Source organism: Candidatus Uhrbacteria bacterium CG10_big_fil_rev_8_21_14_0_10_50_16, from assembly GCA_002774875.1.
Taxonomy (GTDB): Bacteria; Patescibacteriota; Patescibacteriia; order UBA9934; family UBA11717; genus UBA11717.
In genome coordinates, this window is sequence record PCYM01000005.1 from 62,010 (window position 1) to 80,779 (window position 18,770).

Here is an 18,770-nt window from a genome sequence, read left to right on the forward strand (position 1 = left end):
TTTATGGATAATACGGAATTGAATAACGAAATCATTATTTATACTGGCGACGGTGGTCAGCCGATTATTCAGGTACGAATTGAAGGGGAGACCGTGTGGCTTAGTCAAACGCAATTGGCAGAATTATTCGACACGACGAAACAAAACGTCAGCCTTCATATTCAGAATATTTACGAAGAAGGCGAGTTAACAAAAGAAGCAACTGTCAAGGAATACTTGATTGTTCAAAAAGAGGGGAATAGGGAGGTTTCACGACGGATTGAACATTATAGTCTCGATCTTATTATTTCTCTTGGCTATCGCGTTAGATCGAAGATTGCTACACATTTTCGCCAATGGGCCACGGCACGACTTCGTGAGTATATCGTGAAAGGCTTTACAATGGACGATGAACGGTTAAAAGGAAATGGCGGCGGACAGTATTGGAAAGAACTTCTTGATCGCATTCGCGATATTCGTTCCAGCGAAAAGATGCTTTATCGTCAAGTGCTTGATTTGTATGCGACGAGTATTGATTATGATCCGAAAAGTACTGAGTCAATAATATTTTTTAAAGTCGTGCAAAACAAATTGCATTACGCGACGAACCAACACACGGCCGCAGAGACCATCCATGAACGCGCGGATGCAGAAAAAGATTTCATGGGACTTACAACGTTTGCAGGAGCAATGCCTGTATTATCAGAAGTTGGGACGGCTAAAAATTATCTGACAGAAGATGAACTTTTCCGTTTAAATCGTCTCGTTTCAGCATTTTTTGATCTTGCAGAAATTAAAGCACAAGAGCATACAGCAATGCACATGGCCGATTGGGTTGCAGAGCTTGATAAATTTGCAGAGAACTTTGGTAAGGGTGTGCTCACCGATGCGGGTTCCGTTAGTCACGAACAAGCGAAAAAGAAAGTAGCAGTAGAATATCGTAAGTATCAGGCGAAGACCCTTTCCCCAGTTGAAGAAGCGTATTTGGAGAGTGTGAAGGCGTTAGGAAAGGAAGTGGAGAAGCGAGTAAAAAAGTAATTCGTCGGTACGTACATCGACTAATTGTTGAGCTCCACACCCCATTATTACATTGCGTCTGGAGGGGTTGAGTGGTGTTTGTGATAAGATTTGATTGATGTATTTCAAAATCCTATTTTGTTCTAAGAACATTGTCCTATGAAAACACTGTCAGATTTAACAACAAAGATTGTAGCTTTTAGGGATGCTCGAGATTGGAAACAGTTTCACAACCCAAAAGATTTAGCACTATCTTTAGTGTTGGAGGCCGCAGAGGTTATGGAACATTTTCAATGGAAAAATTCAGAAGAAATGGAGAAATATGTCCAAACGAATAAATCTGATATTGGTGATGAACTAGCGGATGTTTTGTATTGGGTTTTACTAATGAGCCACGATCTCGATATTGATATTTTAGACGCACTTGAAAAGAAAATATTAAAAAATGAAGCAAAGTACCCGGTCGATAAAGCAAAAGGGCTGCACACAAAATACACGGAGCTTTAATATGCAGGCCATAAAGACATTTGCTTTTTCTGATAGCGGCTTTGAAACAATTAAAAAAGATCATTATGGTTTAGATTGGCCGGTTGTTTATTTTATTGAAAATGGGAAGGAGGCTTATATTGGAGAGACAATCCACCTTTATTATAGGAGCAAGGAGCATTATAAAAATAAGGAGAGACAAAGATTGCATCAAGTTCATGTTGTGACAGATGAGGAATATAACAAGTCTGCAGCACTTGATATTGAATCTTGGTTAATTCAATACATTGCAGCAGATGGTATTTTTAAATTACAAAATGGCAATGCAGGGTTAAAGAATCATGAATATTTTGATCGGGAAAAATATTTATCAAAATTTGAGAATGGCATTTGGCCTAAGCTAGTAAAGATGGGTCTTGCGAAGAATAATCTAGTCCAATTAAAAAATAGCGACCTTTTTAAGTATTCACCTTACAAAACGTTATCTGCAGACCAAATAGCATTTGTAGAGGCTCTTGTGGATGAAATAGCTCAAGAGAAATTAACGTTTGTGGTGCGTGGAAGACCGGGGACCGGCAAGACTATCGTGGCAGTATATTTAATGAAATATTTGAAGGAAGATAGTCGCACGTCGCATCTAAAAGTGGGCTTGGTTATTCCGATGACTTCATTGCGTAAAACGTTAAAGAATGTTTTTAAAAATATTGTGGGGCTGTCACCTTCAATGGTGATTGGTCCGGCTGATACAGTAAAAGCAGAGTATGATTTGTTGTTAGTTGATGAGACGCATAGGCTGCGACGTAGAAAAAATATTACTAACTATAAGGCTTTTGATGACATAAATCGTCATTTTGGATTTGAGAATACCGGCACCGAACTAGATTGGATTCAAGCATCTGCTATGAAACAAGTTTACTTTTATGATGAGCAGCAGAGTGTCAGACCTTCTGACATTAGACCTTCTCAAATTGCACGTCTGCAGGCAAAGGAGTTCACGTTGCAGTCTCAAATGAGAGTAAGAGGCGGAGAGAGATATCTGGCGTTTATTGATAGTTTATTTGGTGACGGAGACATTCGTTCTGTAGATTTTCCTCAATATGATCTCAGGATGTATGAAGATATTTCTTTGATGGTAAAAGAAATAAAGGAAAAAGATGAAGCCGTGGGTCTCGCGCGTATGGTTGCTGGATACGCTTGGTCGTGGAAGACGAGGAATTTAAAACCTCACGATGAAGGATTTGATATAGAAATAGATGGGGAAAAATTGCGTTGGAATTCTACAAATGCTGATTGGGTTAACTCGGAAAATGCAGTGAACGAAGTTGGATGTATTCATACTGTACAGGGGTATGATCTCAATTATGTTGGGGTGATTATTGGTCCGGAACTAAAATGGGTAGACGGTAAGTTTGTACTTGATAGGTCGAGCTACTTTGATAAGAATGGACATAGAGGGGTTGAAAACGAAGAGGAGATTATTGGGTATGTGTTGAATATATATAAAACCTTACTCACTCGTGGAATTATCGGTACATTTATCTATGTGGTGGATCCCGGATTACGCAATTATCTAAAAAATATTTTAAATCAAGCCCCAAAACCTCAATAAACAGCCCAGGGTTGACGGATTTGTGGGTGTCTGTTAGAATGCGGCTACGTTGAATCGAGAAAACTATGTTTGAAGTCAAACGAAAACAAGGAGAAAGCTTTGATGGGATGTACCGACGTTTCCAGCGTCGCATCCAAAAAGGCGGACTCGTTAAAGAAGTGCGCCGACGTCGGTATGATGACCCGACGCCGAACTTTACTGGACGTAAGTTCAAAAAAGTTCGTGGAATCAAAATCGCTCTTAAGCGTGGATGGTTGATTAAAACCGGAAAGGCAACAGAGGAAGATTTTCGTCCAAAGCGTCGTCGTCGATAATCAAAGCCCCCGAAAGGGGGTTTTGTGCTATGCTGGGTCTATTGAAGTTAATTATCTCTTTTGTATGTCTATTCAAGAAAAAATTTCCGAGGATTTAAAGACGGCCATGAAGGCACGTCAGGCGGATGTGGTTACGTCCCTCCGTGGATTGCAATCAGCGCTTAAAAATAAGCAGATCGAACTTCAGCGTGATTTGGAGGAGTCGGAAGTTTTGGAGGTACTCAAGTCGTCGAGCAAACAGTTAAAGGATGCCATGCAGGATTTTGTGAAAGGGGAGCGACAAGACCTCATCAGCAAAACCCAGGCGGAGTTGGACCTGATTGCGCAGTTTTTGCCAACGCCAATGGAGCGCGCACAAATTCGTGAGCACGTGGTCAAGATCGCCTCGGAGGTCGGTGCAACCACGCTTGCCGATATGGGTAAGTTGATGGGGGCCGTGGTAAAGGCGATTGGCGCCACGGCAAACGGGGACGACGTCCGCAAAGAAGTAGATGCGTTTTTAAAAGAGGAATAGTAATAAAAAGAAACGGGGATCATAAATCCTCGTTTTTTTTGTGATAAAATTTGGGCGTATGTAAATCAAACGCATGAATGACTATAAGACCATTAAAATAAACTTTTAATTGATACAGATCAATAAACTATGTCAGAAACATGGCAATTTATACCACCGTCAGAAGGTGAGGGTGCTCAGAAACAGGGAGTACACGCAGTTGGCAGTGTAGAGGATTTGAGAGGAAACCCTATTGGAGAGGGAGGAAACTCCCGGGTTTTTGAAGTAAAGGGGCATCCCGATCAAGTGCTCCTTCGGGTGGTTACGGGTTTTTTTAAGAAAACACCAGAGAATTTAAGCAAGAGAGTGGCAGAAGGAAATGCGGTGAAACAACGCATGGCCGCACTGCCTCAAGATGTTCATGTGGCAAAAATACTTAAGGCATTTGTAGAAGGTACGGACTACTATGAACTGCAAGAGCGAGCTGTTGGAAAACCTCTTCATGATCGTAACGAACATGCGGAGCAGTGGTTAGAACGTTTGAAGCTGTTAGCAAATGCGCCATTGGATCAGTACGAGAGAATGATCCATGATCTAAACACGCTTACGGATGTTGGACTTGAAGTTGATCCAAGTAAACCAGATAACATCTTTTACGATGCAGATGCCGGATTTACATATATTGATTTGCAGATACCGTCGAGGGCAGCGATTGCCTACACGCCTTTTGTACAGCTTGTGTATGGCTACTCGCCGGCAGCGCAATTTACAGAAGAGGCAAATACAGCCATTCGCATGATTGAGCAAAAGCTCAGAGAAGCGGGTGATAACCCAGAACAATCGCGATCCTCTTTTGATGCCATTCAGTCATGGATGGAGAAAAAGAAGGGGACGTCAGATGAAGTAATCGTTCCTCTCTCTCAGCCTTTGGCATCTGAGGATGAAATTTGGTAAGTTGACCCCATGTTTCTTTGCAAGCCCCCCTTGGTTTGGTACAATATTTGTGTCCAAAATTACTCATTCAATGCATTAGACTATGTTACATCCTGAATCGGGAAACGTAAACCTAGAGCTGGAATCTGAGAGTACAGAAAAACTACATGCCCGCTATCGCGCTTTGATGCGAGAACAAGATGCGTCGACCAATGCTATGATGCGTGATCAAGGGTTTGATCCAAAGGTTCGTGATCGAGATGTTCAAATCAGAGAGGAGCACGAACATGTGCGTGCTCTTTTGGAAGCACGTGGAATGACTCCTGAGCAAATGCAAGAAGACTAGTAGTCGATTTGATCGTGAGTGAGACGTCTATTTTGATGTGTGCACAAGGCATTTGGAGCCATGAAGCAGAAACGGTAAAAGATTTCTGCTTTTTTATTGGTAACGTAGGCGTATGTATAGAAGGATGTGAATGGTTATGATAAGAATTGTCCCCAGTTTGCGCTCACGCGATCTGCAATAATCGGGTACAATGGAGTTAATCACCGGCCAAAAAGCACATGAAGAATTGGCTCCGATCCTCACTTATTCCATTCGCCTGCATAACAACAATGGTTGTTATGGGTTTTCTGTTTTTGCCGATACACACCACGTTTGCACAAGATGTTGCGGTACAAGGGTTGCAGACGGTGGGTGACGCGTCGGGGTTGGGTCAAGAAGATATCCGCGTGATTATTGGAAACGTGATTCGTATTGCACTGGGATTCCTGGGTTTGGTGGCGGTGATCATTGTTATTTACGGTGGCGCGCTTTGGATGATGTCAAAGGGGGATCCGGCAAAGATCGCAAAAGCTCAATCGATTTTAGTGAATGCAGGTATCGGTTTGGCGATTATTTTGTCGGCGCTCATTATTACGCAATTTGTATTGAACGCGCTCGCGGATGCTACGGGATTGGGAACAGGTACTAGCACGTCCAGTGATTTGATTACGATTGATCCGCTCAGTAGCTCACTTGGTAGTGGAATTATTGATTCGCACTATCCGATGCGTAATGCGCAAGACGTCCCTCGTAATACATCTATTGTTGTCACATTCCGCGAGGCGATGGATGCAGCAAGTCTGATGGATGGGTATACAGGTGATCCGTCGATTGCATTACCGTTACGAGCAGGTTCCGTAGTGATTTATCCTACAAACCTCGGCGAAAGTTCCGCATTGCCTCCCGCAGACGTAAATGTGTCTGTAACACCAGACCTCAAGAGCTTTGTGTTTGATCCAGCCCCCTACCTTGGTAGCGCGTTGGAAGACACGGCCTATACGGTGGAGTTGACGAACGATATTCAATTGGCAAACGGCGACTCGGCATTTACGGGCGCATTCGCGGATGGTTATTCGTGGCGCTTTAGGGTGTCTACGGAGTTGGATCTTATCCCGCCCACCATTGAATCCGTGATTCCGATTGCCTCGACCACCAATGCACGCAATATTTTGATTCAAATCAATTACTCAGAACCCGTGAATCCTATTTCTGCGTCGGGTCCAACGTCTTCCTTCTCAAACATTGTGGCAACGGGTGCTGCGGGGACGATTGCGGGGAGCTGGGGATTAATGAATCAATTTCAAAGTAATGAGTTTGTCTCAGACCTTGCGTGCGGCACTAACTCGTGTGGTGAGGTGATTTATTGCTTACCCTCCAATGACGCGATTACGGTGGATGTGTTAGCAGCAAGCTTGGCGGCAGAACCTCCAGCAGCTTTGTTGCCTCCAAATGGCGTGATTGATATGGCGGGGAACTCGTTAGACGGGAATAGCGATGGAGCGGCAACGGGTCCAAGTACGGATAGCTACACGTGGAATTTCTCCACGAATGATTCCATTGTGCTTGTTCCACCACAGGTTGTCTCCACAACACCTGCTATTACCCCGGGTATGCCGGGGCAGAATGTGGCGTTTGATCAACCGGTGCACCTGTTGTTTGATTCCTTGTTGTCCTTGAATACCGTGAATGCAGATGCATTACAGCTTCGATCGCCTACGGAGAATCTATGGTTTACGTTTCGTTCGGTGGTGAGCGGGTATCCAAATCCAACCAACCCGGCAGTTACGATTCCGTCTCACGAAGTGACGGTGTTGCACGGGGTCTTTTCCAGTGAGCAGATTTATGGCGTGGAGGTAGACTCGTCGCTTAGAAGCATTTATCAAAACTGTTTTACGCCTTCACGCAGTCAGACATGTACTGGTGGGGAAGCCAATTGCTGTAACGACGAATCACAGTCTGGTCTTTGTTCCTATCCGCACTTTACCTTATGATGATCAAATCAAAATACTGGTCATTTGTAGGACTCCTTGGAATGATCGTGCTCGGAGCGTTTTTCGCGTCGCACCCAGCTCTTGCGCAGACGGCAGCGGATTTTGGACTCAACAACCAATTTGATCCAGGACTTGGAACACAAGATCCCCGTATTATCATTGCCAATGTTATCCGCGTGGTTTTGGGATTCCTAGGTATTGTGGCTGTGTGTATTGTGATGTATGGCGGGTTTGTTTGGATGACAGCTAGCGGCCGGGAGGGGGTTATTGCAAAGGCACAGAGAATTATTGTGAATGGAGCTATTGGGTTGGTTATTATTCTATCTGCATTTGCGATTACGCAGTTTGTCTTAAACACACTTTTGGATGCAACGGGTGCAAATAATAGCGTTAGCGGTTCCGAGTTTGATTCGACGGGTGGTCCGCTTGGGGGTCCGTCGTTTGGTAGCGGCTTTACGCTCAGAAGCGTTACACCATCTGGTGTGGTGCCGATTCGTAACGTTGTCGTGCAAATCGCGCTTTCTTCCAATGTTAATCCAACAACGGTTAACGACAACGTAGTGGTTCGGCCCGTAGGATCTACGACGCCCGTTGTGGGAACATTTGTGGCTACGGGGCCGGTGATTCGTTTTACCCCTGAGGCTGCCTGCCCAAGCCCAAACAGCTCGCGGCATTGTTTTACCGCCGATACCGCATTTGAAGTGATTATTGCCAGCGGATTAAAGAGCCAGAATGGATCATTTGTTAATTGTGGATTTACGGGATGCTCGGAAACATTTACAACGGGTAGCCTTGTGGATGTAACGCCGCCGACGATTTCTATTACCTACCCATCCAATGGAGATAGCGTAAGCACCTCGCCGGACGTTCCGGTGACTATGACGGTGGGAGACGACGCAGGAATTGGATTAATTGAAGGGTTTGTGGACGCGGTGTCCATTGGAACAGATGCACCAATGAGCCTCTCTACGGATTACGTGTCGGTGGTTAATTGGTCAGCATCGAGCCTGGTGCCGCAATCGTCACATACAATTGGGGCAACAGTAACGGATATTGCGGGGCAGAGTACAAATGCGAGCAGTGTGAATGTGATTGCGCGGCCAGATCATTGTTTTGACGGGGAACAGAACGTTGGAGAAACAGGACTTGATTGTGGAGGTGACCCTACATTGGCAGATTATTGTGGTGCTTGTTCTGGCGACACATGTACGACGGATGCCGACTGTTCTACGGGGCATTGTGTGGATAGCGTTTGTGTAGAATTGCCACAAATTGTGAGCGTGTCTCCGGACAATGGAGCTCCAGGAAACTACATTACAATTACGGGTGAATCACTTGGATCCACCGTGGGGTCCGTTAAATTTCTTGGAGACCTTGCAACGGACGCAGATGATATTACGGCAGGACTTGCCTGTAGCGCGTGGTCAGCCACGGAGGTGATTGTGGCGGTGCCGTCCGTTCCAGGCGCGTTTCCGATTGGGCCAATACAAATTATAACGGTCAGTGGACAGACGGATCGCACGGACGACACGAATGGTCCCTACTTGCCTGATTTTGAAATTAATACAACCGTGCGTCCTGGTTTGTGTTCTGTAGCGCCTATGAGCGCACAGTCTGGTGAAGCTTTTGCCGTGACGGGTGTGAATTTGGGAAGCGGCGGTCCCGGAACGGAAGTCTATTTGAGTACGGCGCTTGTGAGCAGCGTTTCCGATTGGACCACAACACGATTTAACGCGATTGTGCCTCCAACACCCGTGGGAGACAAAAACCTCACGGTGCGTGTTGGGGCGGAAACAAGTAATCCATTGAGCTTTTCTGTTGAATCACCAGACGCGGGCCAAGCCCCGATTATTTCCTACATCACGCCAGAAGCGGGACCGCCGGGAGAATATGTGACGATTTTCGGCTCCAATTTTGGTGGGTCTGGCAACGTCTATTTTGTGGATCCGCTCACGGGGAATCAGGCTGTAGGATCCGTTGATTTCCCAGATGTGTGTACCGTTGCTGCATGGACGCCGACCGCTATTACCGTCAAAGTACCGGATACCTACTTGGTGCCGTCTGCCGCGCCGATTGCCTTCTCACCTCACAACTTGCGCGTGGAACGTACACCGTCTCTTGTGAGTGCGGATGTTGGCTTTGCGATTGTGTCGGGAACGCCAGGTCCTGGTATTTGCGGTGTGACTCCGGTTGCAGGTCCAACGGGGGTTACTATGAGTATTTTTGGAGAAAATTTTGGATCATCTGCAGATACGGTCACGTTTTATAATGCACAAAATGCAACAACGACCAGCTGGAGCGATGAAGAAATTCATGTGGAAGTTCCGCCTACTGCCGTTACGGGGCCTGTGGTTGTAACGGTAAGCGGAGATGATAGTAATGAAGCAAACTTTGAGGTGGGCGCTTGTAGTCCAACGAACGACACCTGTTCCACGGGGAACCGATGTTGTGCGAATACGCTTTCTTGTACGCCGGTGGCGGTAGATTGTGAGGTAACCGTGCCTACGACCAACTACTTATTTGAATGGGTCACGGGTCCAATTCCGGTTGTGCCACGTGTGGTTCGGCAGTGTGACGATGTGAGTTTGATTGACCGTATTGTAAGTCCTTCGCCTTGGGATGGACGGTCTCGAGGAGACGAGGTCTGCTCTAACGCACAATTGTCGGCCGCGTTTACCGTGCCAGTCATCAATTTGAACAGTACGACTATTTTGATCCAGGAGTGTACGGGGGAAGACCCTGCAACACCGTGTGCGAGTGTTGCGCCGTCGGTCGTGCCGGGAACGTTTGAGCCACTTTCTGATCGCTTCATATTTACGCCGGCAAGCCCTTGGAGTCCAGCGACCACGTACCAGGTCACGCTTACCACCGGTATTATTGCGGCAGGTCCAAGCGGGGAACCGTTGTCTGCACCGTTTGTGTGGACCTTTACCACGCGTGAGAATACGGCACCATGTGCGATTGAGCATGTTCTGGTAACGCCTGGTCAATCTGTCCTTACAGAGCAGGGAAATGGAGTTGTAGATACGGACACGGACACAGGTGATGTTCAGTTGGTCGCAAGCGGTATTGGATCTGACGCCTGTGTGTTATTGAATATTACGGAACCGATGAGTTGGTCAACCGCCAACAATGTCGGTGTACCTGTTTCTCCATCTGTGACATTGGTTTCCTCATCGGCAGCGTCAGATACGGTACGTATTGCACGCGCCGATAACGAGACCGTTGGAGGACCTGTGAGTGCGATTGCTACATTAATTGCGCAGGGCATTCACGGACTCGGATTAGTGACGGTTAATTACACTGACCCAGAGGTGAGAAATTTTTGGCCAAATTGTGATACAGCTTGTGTGAATGCACAGATTGGCGCCGAGTTTAATACTCGCATGGATGCGTCGTCACTCAGCTCTTCCTCGATTCACCTTAAACAGTGTCAAACGGAGTTGTGTCAGCAGTTTGTTGCAACGATTCCTGTAACAGTACAGACGTTGTCACCAGATGGACGTACGCAGGTGATTACACCCTCTGTTACGTTGGCAGCAAATACGTTCTATCGGGTGATTTTGGACGGCAGTATCGCGAGCTCTTCTGGCGTTCCTCTTACAGGCCTCAATTATAGTCATGGATATTCTTGGACGTTCCGCGTGAGTCCAAATGGAGCCTTGTGCACCGTGGATCATGTTACAACAACGCCGGCGTCTGCAACCTTGCAAGCCATTGGACAACGACAGGCGTTCCAAGTGACACCTTTTGGACCGGCAGATACCTGTTCGGAAGGAGGACAGCGTCTTAGCTCTGTGAGTTACGATTGGGCGTGGGACTCCTCCAATGGCACGACAGCCTTTTTGTTGGGCGACCCTACAGGTGCACTCGATTTGGGCACCGCTCCCGGGTGTACGAGTTCGTGTGTATTGAGCGGGTCGGCGTCTAATGTGCCGGTTTGTGGAGATGGTTATCGTAATCCACAATTTGAAGAGTGTGACGATGGAAACATTACACCGAATGACGGATGTTCTGCGTCGTGTTTGTGGGAAGGTCTCCCTGCATGTGGCAACCCAAGCGATCCTTACTGTTGTGGTAACGGCGTACAAGATCCACACGAAGAATGCGATGACAGCAATGCAACACCAGACGATGGATGTTCTGCCGTTTGTTTGAACGAGGGTTCCGCTTCTGTAGGATCTCAATGTGGAAACGGATCACTCGCATATCTCTCATCGATTGGTGGAGAGGATTGCGACGATGGAAATAATAGTGGAGGTGATGGATGCTCCGCGCAATGTTTGTATGAGGGGTCAAGTTCGCTGTATCCTGCGAGTTGTGGCAATGGCCTTTTGGAGACTACGGGCGGGGAGGAGTGTGACGATGGAAACGCGCTCAATGGTGACGGATGTTCTTCGAGCTGTCTTACAGAAGCGGTGGCCTGTGGACCAAGTTTGGCTACAGCCTGTTGCGGCGATAACGTTTTAAATACAGGAAATAATGAACAATGCGACGGAACGGAAGGATGTACGAGTACCTGTCGTTTTGCAGGGTCGTCTTATACCTATTCCGTCCCTTCCTTCTGTGGAGATGGGGCAATTGGTATTGGCGAAAATCAGTTATGTGAAGGATTGGGCGGAGATGGCCGTGTGGATGGAATGCAGGTGGCCGAGGTTTCCGTGAATATTGCGTCGCAAGACTTACCGGTTAATGGCCTGTATTCTACAGAAATTGATGCGCAGGAGCTCGTTTCGACAGAATCAGATGCATCCACGTTGAATGTACAGTGTACGTGTGAGGCATCCAATGAATGTCCAACGGGCGGTACCTCATTTGCGTGTGGCGAGGCGACAGGATGTTGTGCACCACGACCTGCGTTCCCAACCTTTTACCCAACGGGGTCTGACACGTGTCGTAATGTGGAGGTGCGCGTGTTATTTAGCCAGTTAATGGATTCAGCAAGCTTGATGGAAGGTCAGACACTTCCGGCGGTAGATGCTGCATCTGATCCTACGGAAATTCAAATGCCAACCATTGGATTGCGTATCCCGTCTATAACAAGCGAGGCTGCGTGTTCGGCAATGAATGGATATACCTATATTGCTTTGTCACCGATCGATCTGCCGTTTGTTCCGGCATTTGTTGATCGCTTGTTGACGCGCGTGTTGGCCTTGTTCCACACACACTCGGCGGATGCCTTGGCTTCTGGGTGTTATTTCCCGGCGTCCTTAGTTCCTATTGCATACGGTGATCATACAGAGGTTATTGTGCGCTACAGCGCTGCGTTGGAAGCAGGACAAGTTTACGAGATTGTTGTTGTGGGCGATGCGGATCCAACGGATGCGACAGAGGCAGGTGTGCGCACAACGGCTGGAGCAGGATTAAATGCGCCAAGTGGAGAAATTATTGGATCCTTTAAAACGGGAGAATTTATTTGTGACCTAGATCTTTTGCAGGTACAGGACACAACAGGAAACGGCTTGTTCTTGCAAGCCAACAGTGAGCACACCTACACCGTTGAGGCGCTTTCACGTGTGAGTAACGTGAATGTTCCTGTAACACCGTTGCCGGGTATCTATGATTGGAATATTGCCTGGTCAGTGCCGGCGTCGAGCAATATTTTGGCCGTAACGGGAGATGTGGTTGCACCAAGTGGGGAAGTAATCGGAGAAGGGATCACAAGTGGGCAAATTTCTGGTAATGAGGATGTTTCGGCAATTGCGACCATCACAACAGATATCCTGCATGATCCGTCTATGGCGGACAGCACGGTTTCTGATTCGCTTCATTCACGTGTGTTTTTATGTGAGGTTCCATGGCCAGACAATGTCTCTACACCAGGATCGTTTGAGGCACCGCTCACTGATACAGAGGGGAACAACGATACCTTGAATCAAGGAGCCTTTTGGTCCAACTTCTCTACGTTGTATTGTCGGGCAGATCTTGCACCTTCTACGGCAGCGCTTGGAATTCCTACGGCATACGCGCAAACAGGTGTGCTTCCAAATTTTGAAATCATCCAACCGGCGTTACCACCACCGGGCGTGGACAAAGAATTTATTTTGCGCCATCCAACAAAGCCGGAGGCAATTGGTATCCGTATTATCCGCAACGAAACATTCTTACCTGTTGATCAGTGGTATTACGCACAAGAGTTTGCAGGAAGTCCCTCTGCGACCACGGTGGATGGCTACCGTGCGATTCAGGATGGGGGAACCATTTACGTGGGGGCTGCCAATATTCGCAGCGGAGGCGACATTGATCCAACCATTTACACCATCTCACACAGTCAAAACGCCGGACCGGAAACCATCGACGTCTTTAATCAACTTGTTTCTAACTTCCAATTCTTGGCGGGAGAAGAGGACCCCTACGCCGTGTCTAATACACGCGTGTGTTTAAATGAACAGCAGGATCCCGTGGCAAACCCAGACGGTGGCTTCTTTACCTGTTCTACAGATGCGCAGTGTGTTGTCTTTACCTCAGACCTTGCGGCGTCTTGTGATTCGTCGCGTGATAAAATCCGACGCGATATTGCGCGTATTGAGGATTTGCGATCCGTGGAGGCACGCACAACTCAGTACGGAGAAGAACACCGACACTGTTCGGTGACCACAAACTTACTTTGTTTAACCGACAGTAATTGTCCGGGAACGGAGAGTTGTAACGCTGACATCCCACTAGTGGATGCGGGTTCCTTTATTCGCGGATGGTCGGTGAGTGCGTGGCCTTCGTGGTCGTCGGAACTCGGTAATACGTTGGGGACAGCACTGCCCGTGGATCCAATCAACGCATTTTCTTCCTGTCCCGTATCGGATGGATATGACGCGTCGAGCTGTTGGAACGGGTCCAGTAATTTATTCCAATGTCCTGAGGATTCGCATGTGTATCGTTATCAACGAAACGGCATTGAGAACCTCACGTTATCTGTGGACCTAGAAACACAGACTACAGATACGGGGTCACTCACTTGGACGGAATCACCAGCAGCCCTGGCATTAAACACCACATTAATTTTTGGAAATCACCAGATTATTGGGGGTCTTCCAACACCGCTTACCTGTAATGGATCTACCTATGGCGCGGGGGGTGTCTGTGGAGATGGAGTGATTGGAGAGTTGTCTCCTGGCGTTCCGGAGGTCTGTGAGATTGGTCAGACAGACACGGAGATTTGTACGTACGACTTTAACGGTGATGGAAACACGGATGCCTCAGAGGTGGGCGTGCGCGCAACCACATGTACAACCAGTTGTTCCGCCTACACGAGCGATTCCAACGGAGACGGATTGCCAGACTCGCCTTGCATTCAGTTATATTGTGGAAATGGTGTCGTGGAGGTAGGTGAAACCTGTGACGACGGATCCTTGAATGGATTCTACGGGTACTGTTCCACGCAGTGTAATTACAACGCGGCTATTACACTTATGTGTGGAAACGGTGCCGTGGAGGGCCCAGAATTCTGTGACAGTGGAGCGGTCAATGGTCAGTATAGTCTAACGGGTGGTATCTGTGCCTGGGATTGTTCGGGGCCGGGGCCTCGGTGTGGAGACGGGCTCATTAATGGCGCAGAGCAATGTGACAGCGAGGTGGGTAGTTGGCAAGGGGCGCTGTGCTCCGATACACGAGAGCCTTGTACCAATAACAATGACTGTTCGCCAGGAGCCACCTGTGGCGATGGAAACGCTGGCAACGATGGAAATCAATTTACCTACAGTGCGGCCTATGACGCGTGCCCATTGATTGGATTCTGCGTAGGTGGATTGCACCCAGACGCGGTGTGTAATCCGGCAACAGGTAGTTTGGTGAGCGCTGCGGGCGCTTGTGACGATGGTGGTGGTGTGTGTACACAGTTTGAGACGGCTCGATCGCGTACGTGTGAAAGTGACACGTCAACGATTACAGCGTGTCAGTGGGATACATGGACGAGTTGTTTGCAACAGGGATCGTGTGGCGACGGCGTGCTCGATCCGGGAGAAGGCTGCGATGACGGCAATACCTCAAACAACGATAGCTGTACCAATGTGTGCCAACCAAACGTCTGTGGAGACGGATTCCTTAATCCAAGTTTGGAGAGTTGTGACCTTGGGACAGGTATTAACGGAACGGTTTGTGCTGCCAATTATGGCGGCGTCTGTAACTTCTGTACCAATTCTTGCTCCTATCAAGCGGTGAGTGGCGGCTATTGTGGAGATGGAACTGTGCAACCAGAGGGCGGTGAGATCTGCGATGGAAATGCGCCGATGTATTACTATCAATTTAACACGAGTACAACAGATGCATATCGCGGATCCGTGTGTTACACCGTTGGTGCGTCAGATCCGGCACATCCCGGCGCGACGTGTCAGGTGTTAGGTGTGTGTAATGGTGGAACAAATAACGGATCAACATGTTCTCTTCTTTCTACATTCTTTGGCAATAGCTGTTTGGAGCTCAATGATGGAGGAACGTGCGTTGCATCGGAGTGTGAGTCAAGCTGTTCTAACTCGTGTCCGTTTAATTACCAATCCATCTTTGCACTCGCACAACCATGGCACAGCTTTACGAATGCGGCGATTCCAAACCAGGGATTTGGTGATTCGATCGAGCTGTATAGTTATGAGACTAATGGAACCTGTAGTGATAACAGCAATGCAGACTATGCGGGTGAGCCGTGTCAGGTAGACGCACACTGTAACCTACCAAACCAGAACAACGGTACGTGTCAGTTTTTGAATGCGCCAGACTACGCCAAAGTGCAGTTCCCAGATTGTCGTGTAGGCGCGTACATGTTGGCGGACGTCAATTATGAGTTTACCTATCCAGATTTGGACGTGGTCTTTGTGATCGATCAATCGTCTAGTATGTCTCGGGAGACGCTTGGGTCTGGCACACGCTGGACCGTGATGATTGAGGCACTCAATAATGCTGTGAGTACACTCTATGCAGAGTATCCGGGAACATTACGAACCGGTATTGTGACGTTCGGTGGACGTGGATTGGATTCGGTCGTACCTGCCTCGGGTTATGACTTTAATGCGTCTACGACGGACTGTGTTAATGAATCATTCTGGAATCCTTCTTCTGGTACGTTTGACTGGCCAGAAGACTGGGAACAGATTGAGGCACTTGCTCCACTTCCATCGTCGCGTGCAACGCATTTAGACACAGGTGCCTGTATGACGATTGCACCCACCACGAGTTTGGCTGCTGTGCTAGCATCTGTCAACCAAATTCCTGTTCCACCAACTCCAGAGGGACAAGGATATAGCACGCCAACAGCTGCAGGATTAGCGCGTGCCAAGGAGATTTTGCTTCAGTATCCCGTAACACATAAGCGTATAGCGATTGTGTTGTCCGATGGAAATGCGAGTTGTAACGGAGCAGATATGGACTCGGCTGCGTGTCAGATCGTTGTACAAAATATTTATGATCAAGCAAGCCAGATCAAGAATCAGGGAATCGATGTGTATTCGGCGTACTTTAATGATGATCTTACTTCTACCACAGCACTACGATACATCCGCGCTTTCGAGATGTATTCGAGCGACTGTCCTGCCTTTGATGGAACGGGATCGTTGCTTAGTCCAGGTAATTTGATTATTTCTACGGAAGAACCTTATAACTTCTCCAATACAACAGGTCTTCGTTGGTACGGTCGTTACAATCGTTGTACAGAGGATCCAGCATTCTCCTATGTAGGAGATGCGGTAGATTCCATGGATGTCATGTTCCAAACAATTATCGATAACATTATTAACGCACGTGCCGTTATCGGAAATGGCTCGACGCAGGTTGCCTCAACGCTTATTTCGGAGGGGCCACGTGTAGAGATCTCACTTCCTGAGGACTTTGTATGCCCAATTCCAGGAAATGGTCAGATTGACCTCAAACTACAATTCCCAGGAGAGGGGACGGTGACGCTTGAGAACTTCCAATTCCTTTATTGCTCCGAGTAATATGTCGTTTCTAAAACAACAACGAGGGTACGTGCTTGCCGGCATTATTGGTGTTGCGGCTCTGGTTGTTGTTGCGTTGATATTTGTGAACGTTAGAAAATCCCATGCGCCGCTTGCGTTACTTGCGAATCAGCTGCAGGAGAGTAAGGATCATGTTGCTAACGGCCGTATTGCCTGTGAATCAGAACAAGACCCAAAAATTTGTTTGCGCCAAATGGTGATCGCAGAGGCAAAAAAGGTTGGATCGGCGGACCTTTGTGACACACTAGAGGAACCAGATGCGAGTACGTGCGTAGAAATCGTGGCTTATGAGACACGGGATCGAGAAGCTTGTAGGCCTCTTGGGAAAGAACGACGTAATAGCTGTGAGGATGCCGTGACGCTCAGGATCGCAAAGGAAGAAAAGGATGTTCGACTCTGTGATGGCGTTCAGGATGTAACCATACAAGAAACCTGTCGATCGTCGATCACGGCAGAGATTGTGGCCCTTGGCGCGTGCGAGGAATACGGCGTGCGACCGGAACTCTGTGATGCACTGGGACGCTTACAGGATGCGGTTGATAGAGGCGATCTTACGTATTGTGAGACGTTCGACGAAGAAGACGCACGTTTGGATTGTTTGGAAGCCGTGGGAGAGACTTCATTGGACGCGGAAACTGAGACTGTAGATACGGACCGCGATGGCCTGGATGATGCTCGCGAGATAACACTTGGAACCAACCCAAACGTACCCGATACCGACAGCGACGGCCTGCCAGATGGAGATGAAGTAAATGTGTATCATTCAAACCCACTCATTGCAGATACGGACGGAGACGGGTACTCTGATGGCATAGAGGTTCAGAATGGATTTGATCCAAACGGCTCCGGCTCGCTATAATGGTTTTAACCACCTACTCATACTAAAACGACTATGTTTGACGACGTCCCAACAAATTTACCTACTGGACCATCGGATCCTGTTCCTGCTCCAGTACCGACTCCTGCGTCAGTACCGACCCCGACAATGGATCCTGCTGCACCAATTATGGATGAGGGAGTTGAATTACATGGGTCACCAGATGGTACGGTGAGTATGCCAGAACCGTCGGAGCCTGCTGCACCTGTTGTCGCTCAAAAGCCAGTGACGGCTGCTGCGGCACCATCGCCTGCGGTTGAGGACCTGTTTGCCGATGTTCAAGAGCCCGTTTCTGGAAATGTGGCGATGCCGTCTGCAGTTCCAGTTGCCGGTGCACGTGCATCAACAGGAAAAACGAAAAAAATGATTATTATTGTTGTAGTTGTGCTGGTTGTTTTGGGTGCTATTGGAGCGGTAGCAATGTTTTTGATCAATGGATCTAAGGAGAACGTTGATGTATTAAATGAGCCCGTGACCCCCACGACAACGGTTCCGGAGGTTGTTGTTCCTGAGGCGCCGGTAGAAGACGTATTGCCAAATGACAAACTTCCAGAAGTGGTAACCCCTGTGGAAGAACTCGATACGGATAGTGATGGACTCACGGATGCCGAGGAGATCCGCTATGGAACCATGATCAATAAACCAGACTCTGATAGCGATGGATTGTTTGATCGAGAAGAAGTGATGATTTATCACACAAACCCACTTGTCGCCGATACCGATGGAGATGGATTCTTGGATGGAGCAGAGGTACAAAGTGGTTACGATCCAAATGGTCCAGGACGTTTGACAGACCCTCTACAATAAA

At 47.8% G+C, this 18,770-nt stretch carries 11 protein-coding genes; all 11 read left to right on the forward strand.

The window, feature by feature from the left end:
• Positions 1-3 precede the first annotated feature (3 nt).
• The 11 genes from COV06_02850 (at position 4) to COV06_02900 (ending at position 18,769) form a co-directional block, all read left to right on the forward strand.
• A complete protein-coding gene (locus COV06_02850) occupies positions 4-1,017 on the forward strand; it encodes a cell filamentation protein Fic (protein ID PIR47596.1) in 1,014 nt (337 codons plus the stop codon).
• Between the two features lie 138 nt (positions 1,018-1,155).
• Entirely contained in the window at positions 1,156-1,503 is a 348-nt protein-coding gene (locus COV06_02855; protein PIR47597.1) for a nucleotide pyrophosphohydrolase, read from the forward strand.
• A 1-nt stretch (position 1,504) separates the two neighbouring features.
• Positions 1,505-3,091, forward strand: a complete 1,587-nt coding sequence (locus tag COV06_02860; GenBank protein ID PIR47598.1) for a hypothetical protein — start codon at positions 1,505-1,507, stop codon at positions 3,089-3,091.
• A gap of 65 nt (positions 3,092-3,156) precedes the next feature.
• Complete coding sequence (rpsU, locus tag COV06_02865; protein PIR47599.1) at positions 3,157-3,405, forward strand: 30S ribosomal protein S21; 249 nt, start codon at positions 3,157-3,159, stop codon at positions 3,403-3,405.
• A gap of 64 nt (positions 3,406-3,469) precedes the next feature.
• Positions 3,470-3,919: a hypothetical protein gene (locus COV06_02870; GenBank protein PIR47600.1), complete on the forward strand. Its 450-nt coding sequence runs from the start codon at positions 3,470-3,472 to the stop codon at positions 3,917-3,919.
• A 129-nt stretch (positions 3,920-4,048) separates the two neighbouring features.
• Positions 4,049-4,852: a hypothetical protein gene (locus COV06_02875; protein ID PIR47601.1), complete on the forward strand. Its 804-nt coding sequence runs from the start codon at positions 4,049-4,051 to the stop codon at positions 4,850-4,852.
• Positions 4,853-4,934: 82 nt separating this feature from the next.
• Positions 4,935-5,177: a hypothetical protein gene (locus COV06_02880; GenBank protein ID PIR47602.1), complete on the forward strand. Its 243-nt coding sequence runs from the start codon at positions 4,935-4,937 to the stop codon at positions 5,175-5,177.
• Positions 5,178-5,395: 218 nt separating this feature from the next.
• Complete coding sequence (locus COV06_02885) at positions 5,396-7,147, forward strand: hypothetical protein (GenBank protein PIR47603.1); 1,752 nt, start codon at positions 5,396-5,398, stop codon at positions 7,145-7,147.
• On the forward strand, positions 7,144-17,064 hold the full coding sequence (locus COV06_02890) for a hypothetical protein (GenBank protein ID PIR47604.1): 9,921 nt from the start codon (positions 7,144-7,146) through the stop codon (positions 17,062-17,064). The genes COV06_02885 and COV06_02890 overlap by 4 nt, the downstream gene beginning before the upstream one ends.
• Before the next feature lies 1 nt (position 17,065).
• Entirely contained in the window at positions 17,066-17,944 is an 879-nt protein-coding gene (locus COV06_02895; GenBank protein ID PIR47605.1) for a hypothetical protein, read from the forward strand.
• 33 nt (positions 17,945-17,977) lie between these two features.
• Positions 17,978-18,769 (forward strand): hypothetical protein, encoded by a 792-nt coding sequence (locus tag COV06_02900; GenBank protein ID PIR47606.1) that lies wholly within the window; start codon positions 17,978-17,980, stop codon positions 18,767-18,769.
• Position 18,770: the final 1 nt, after the last annotated feature.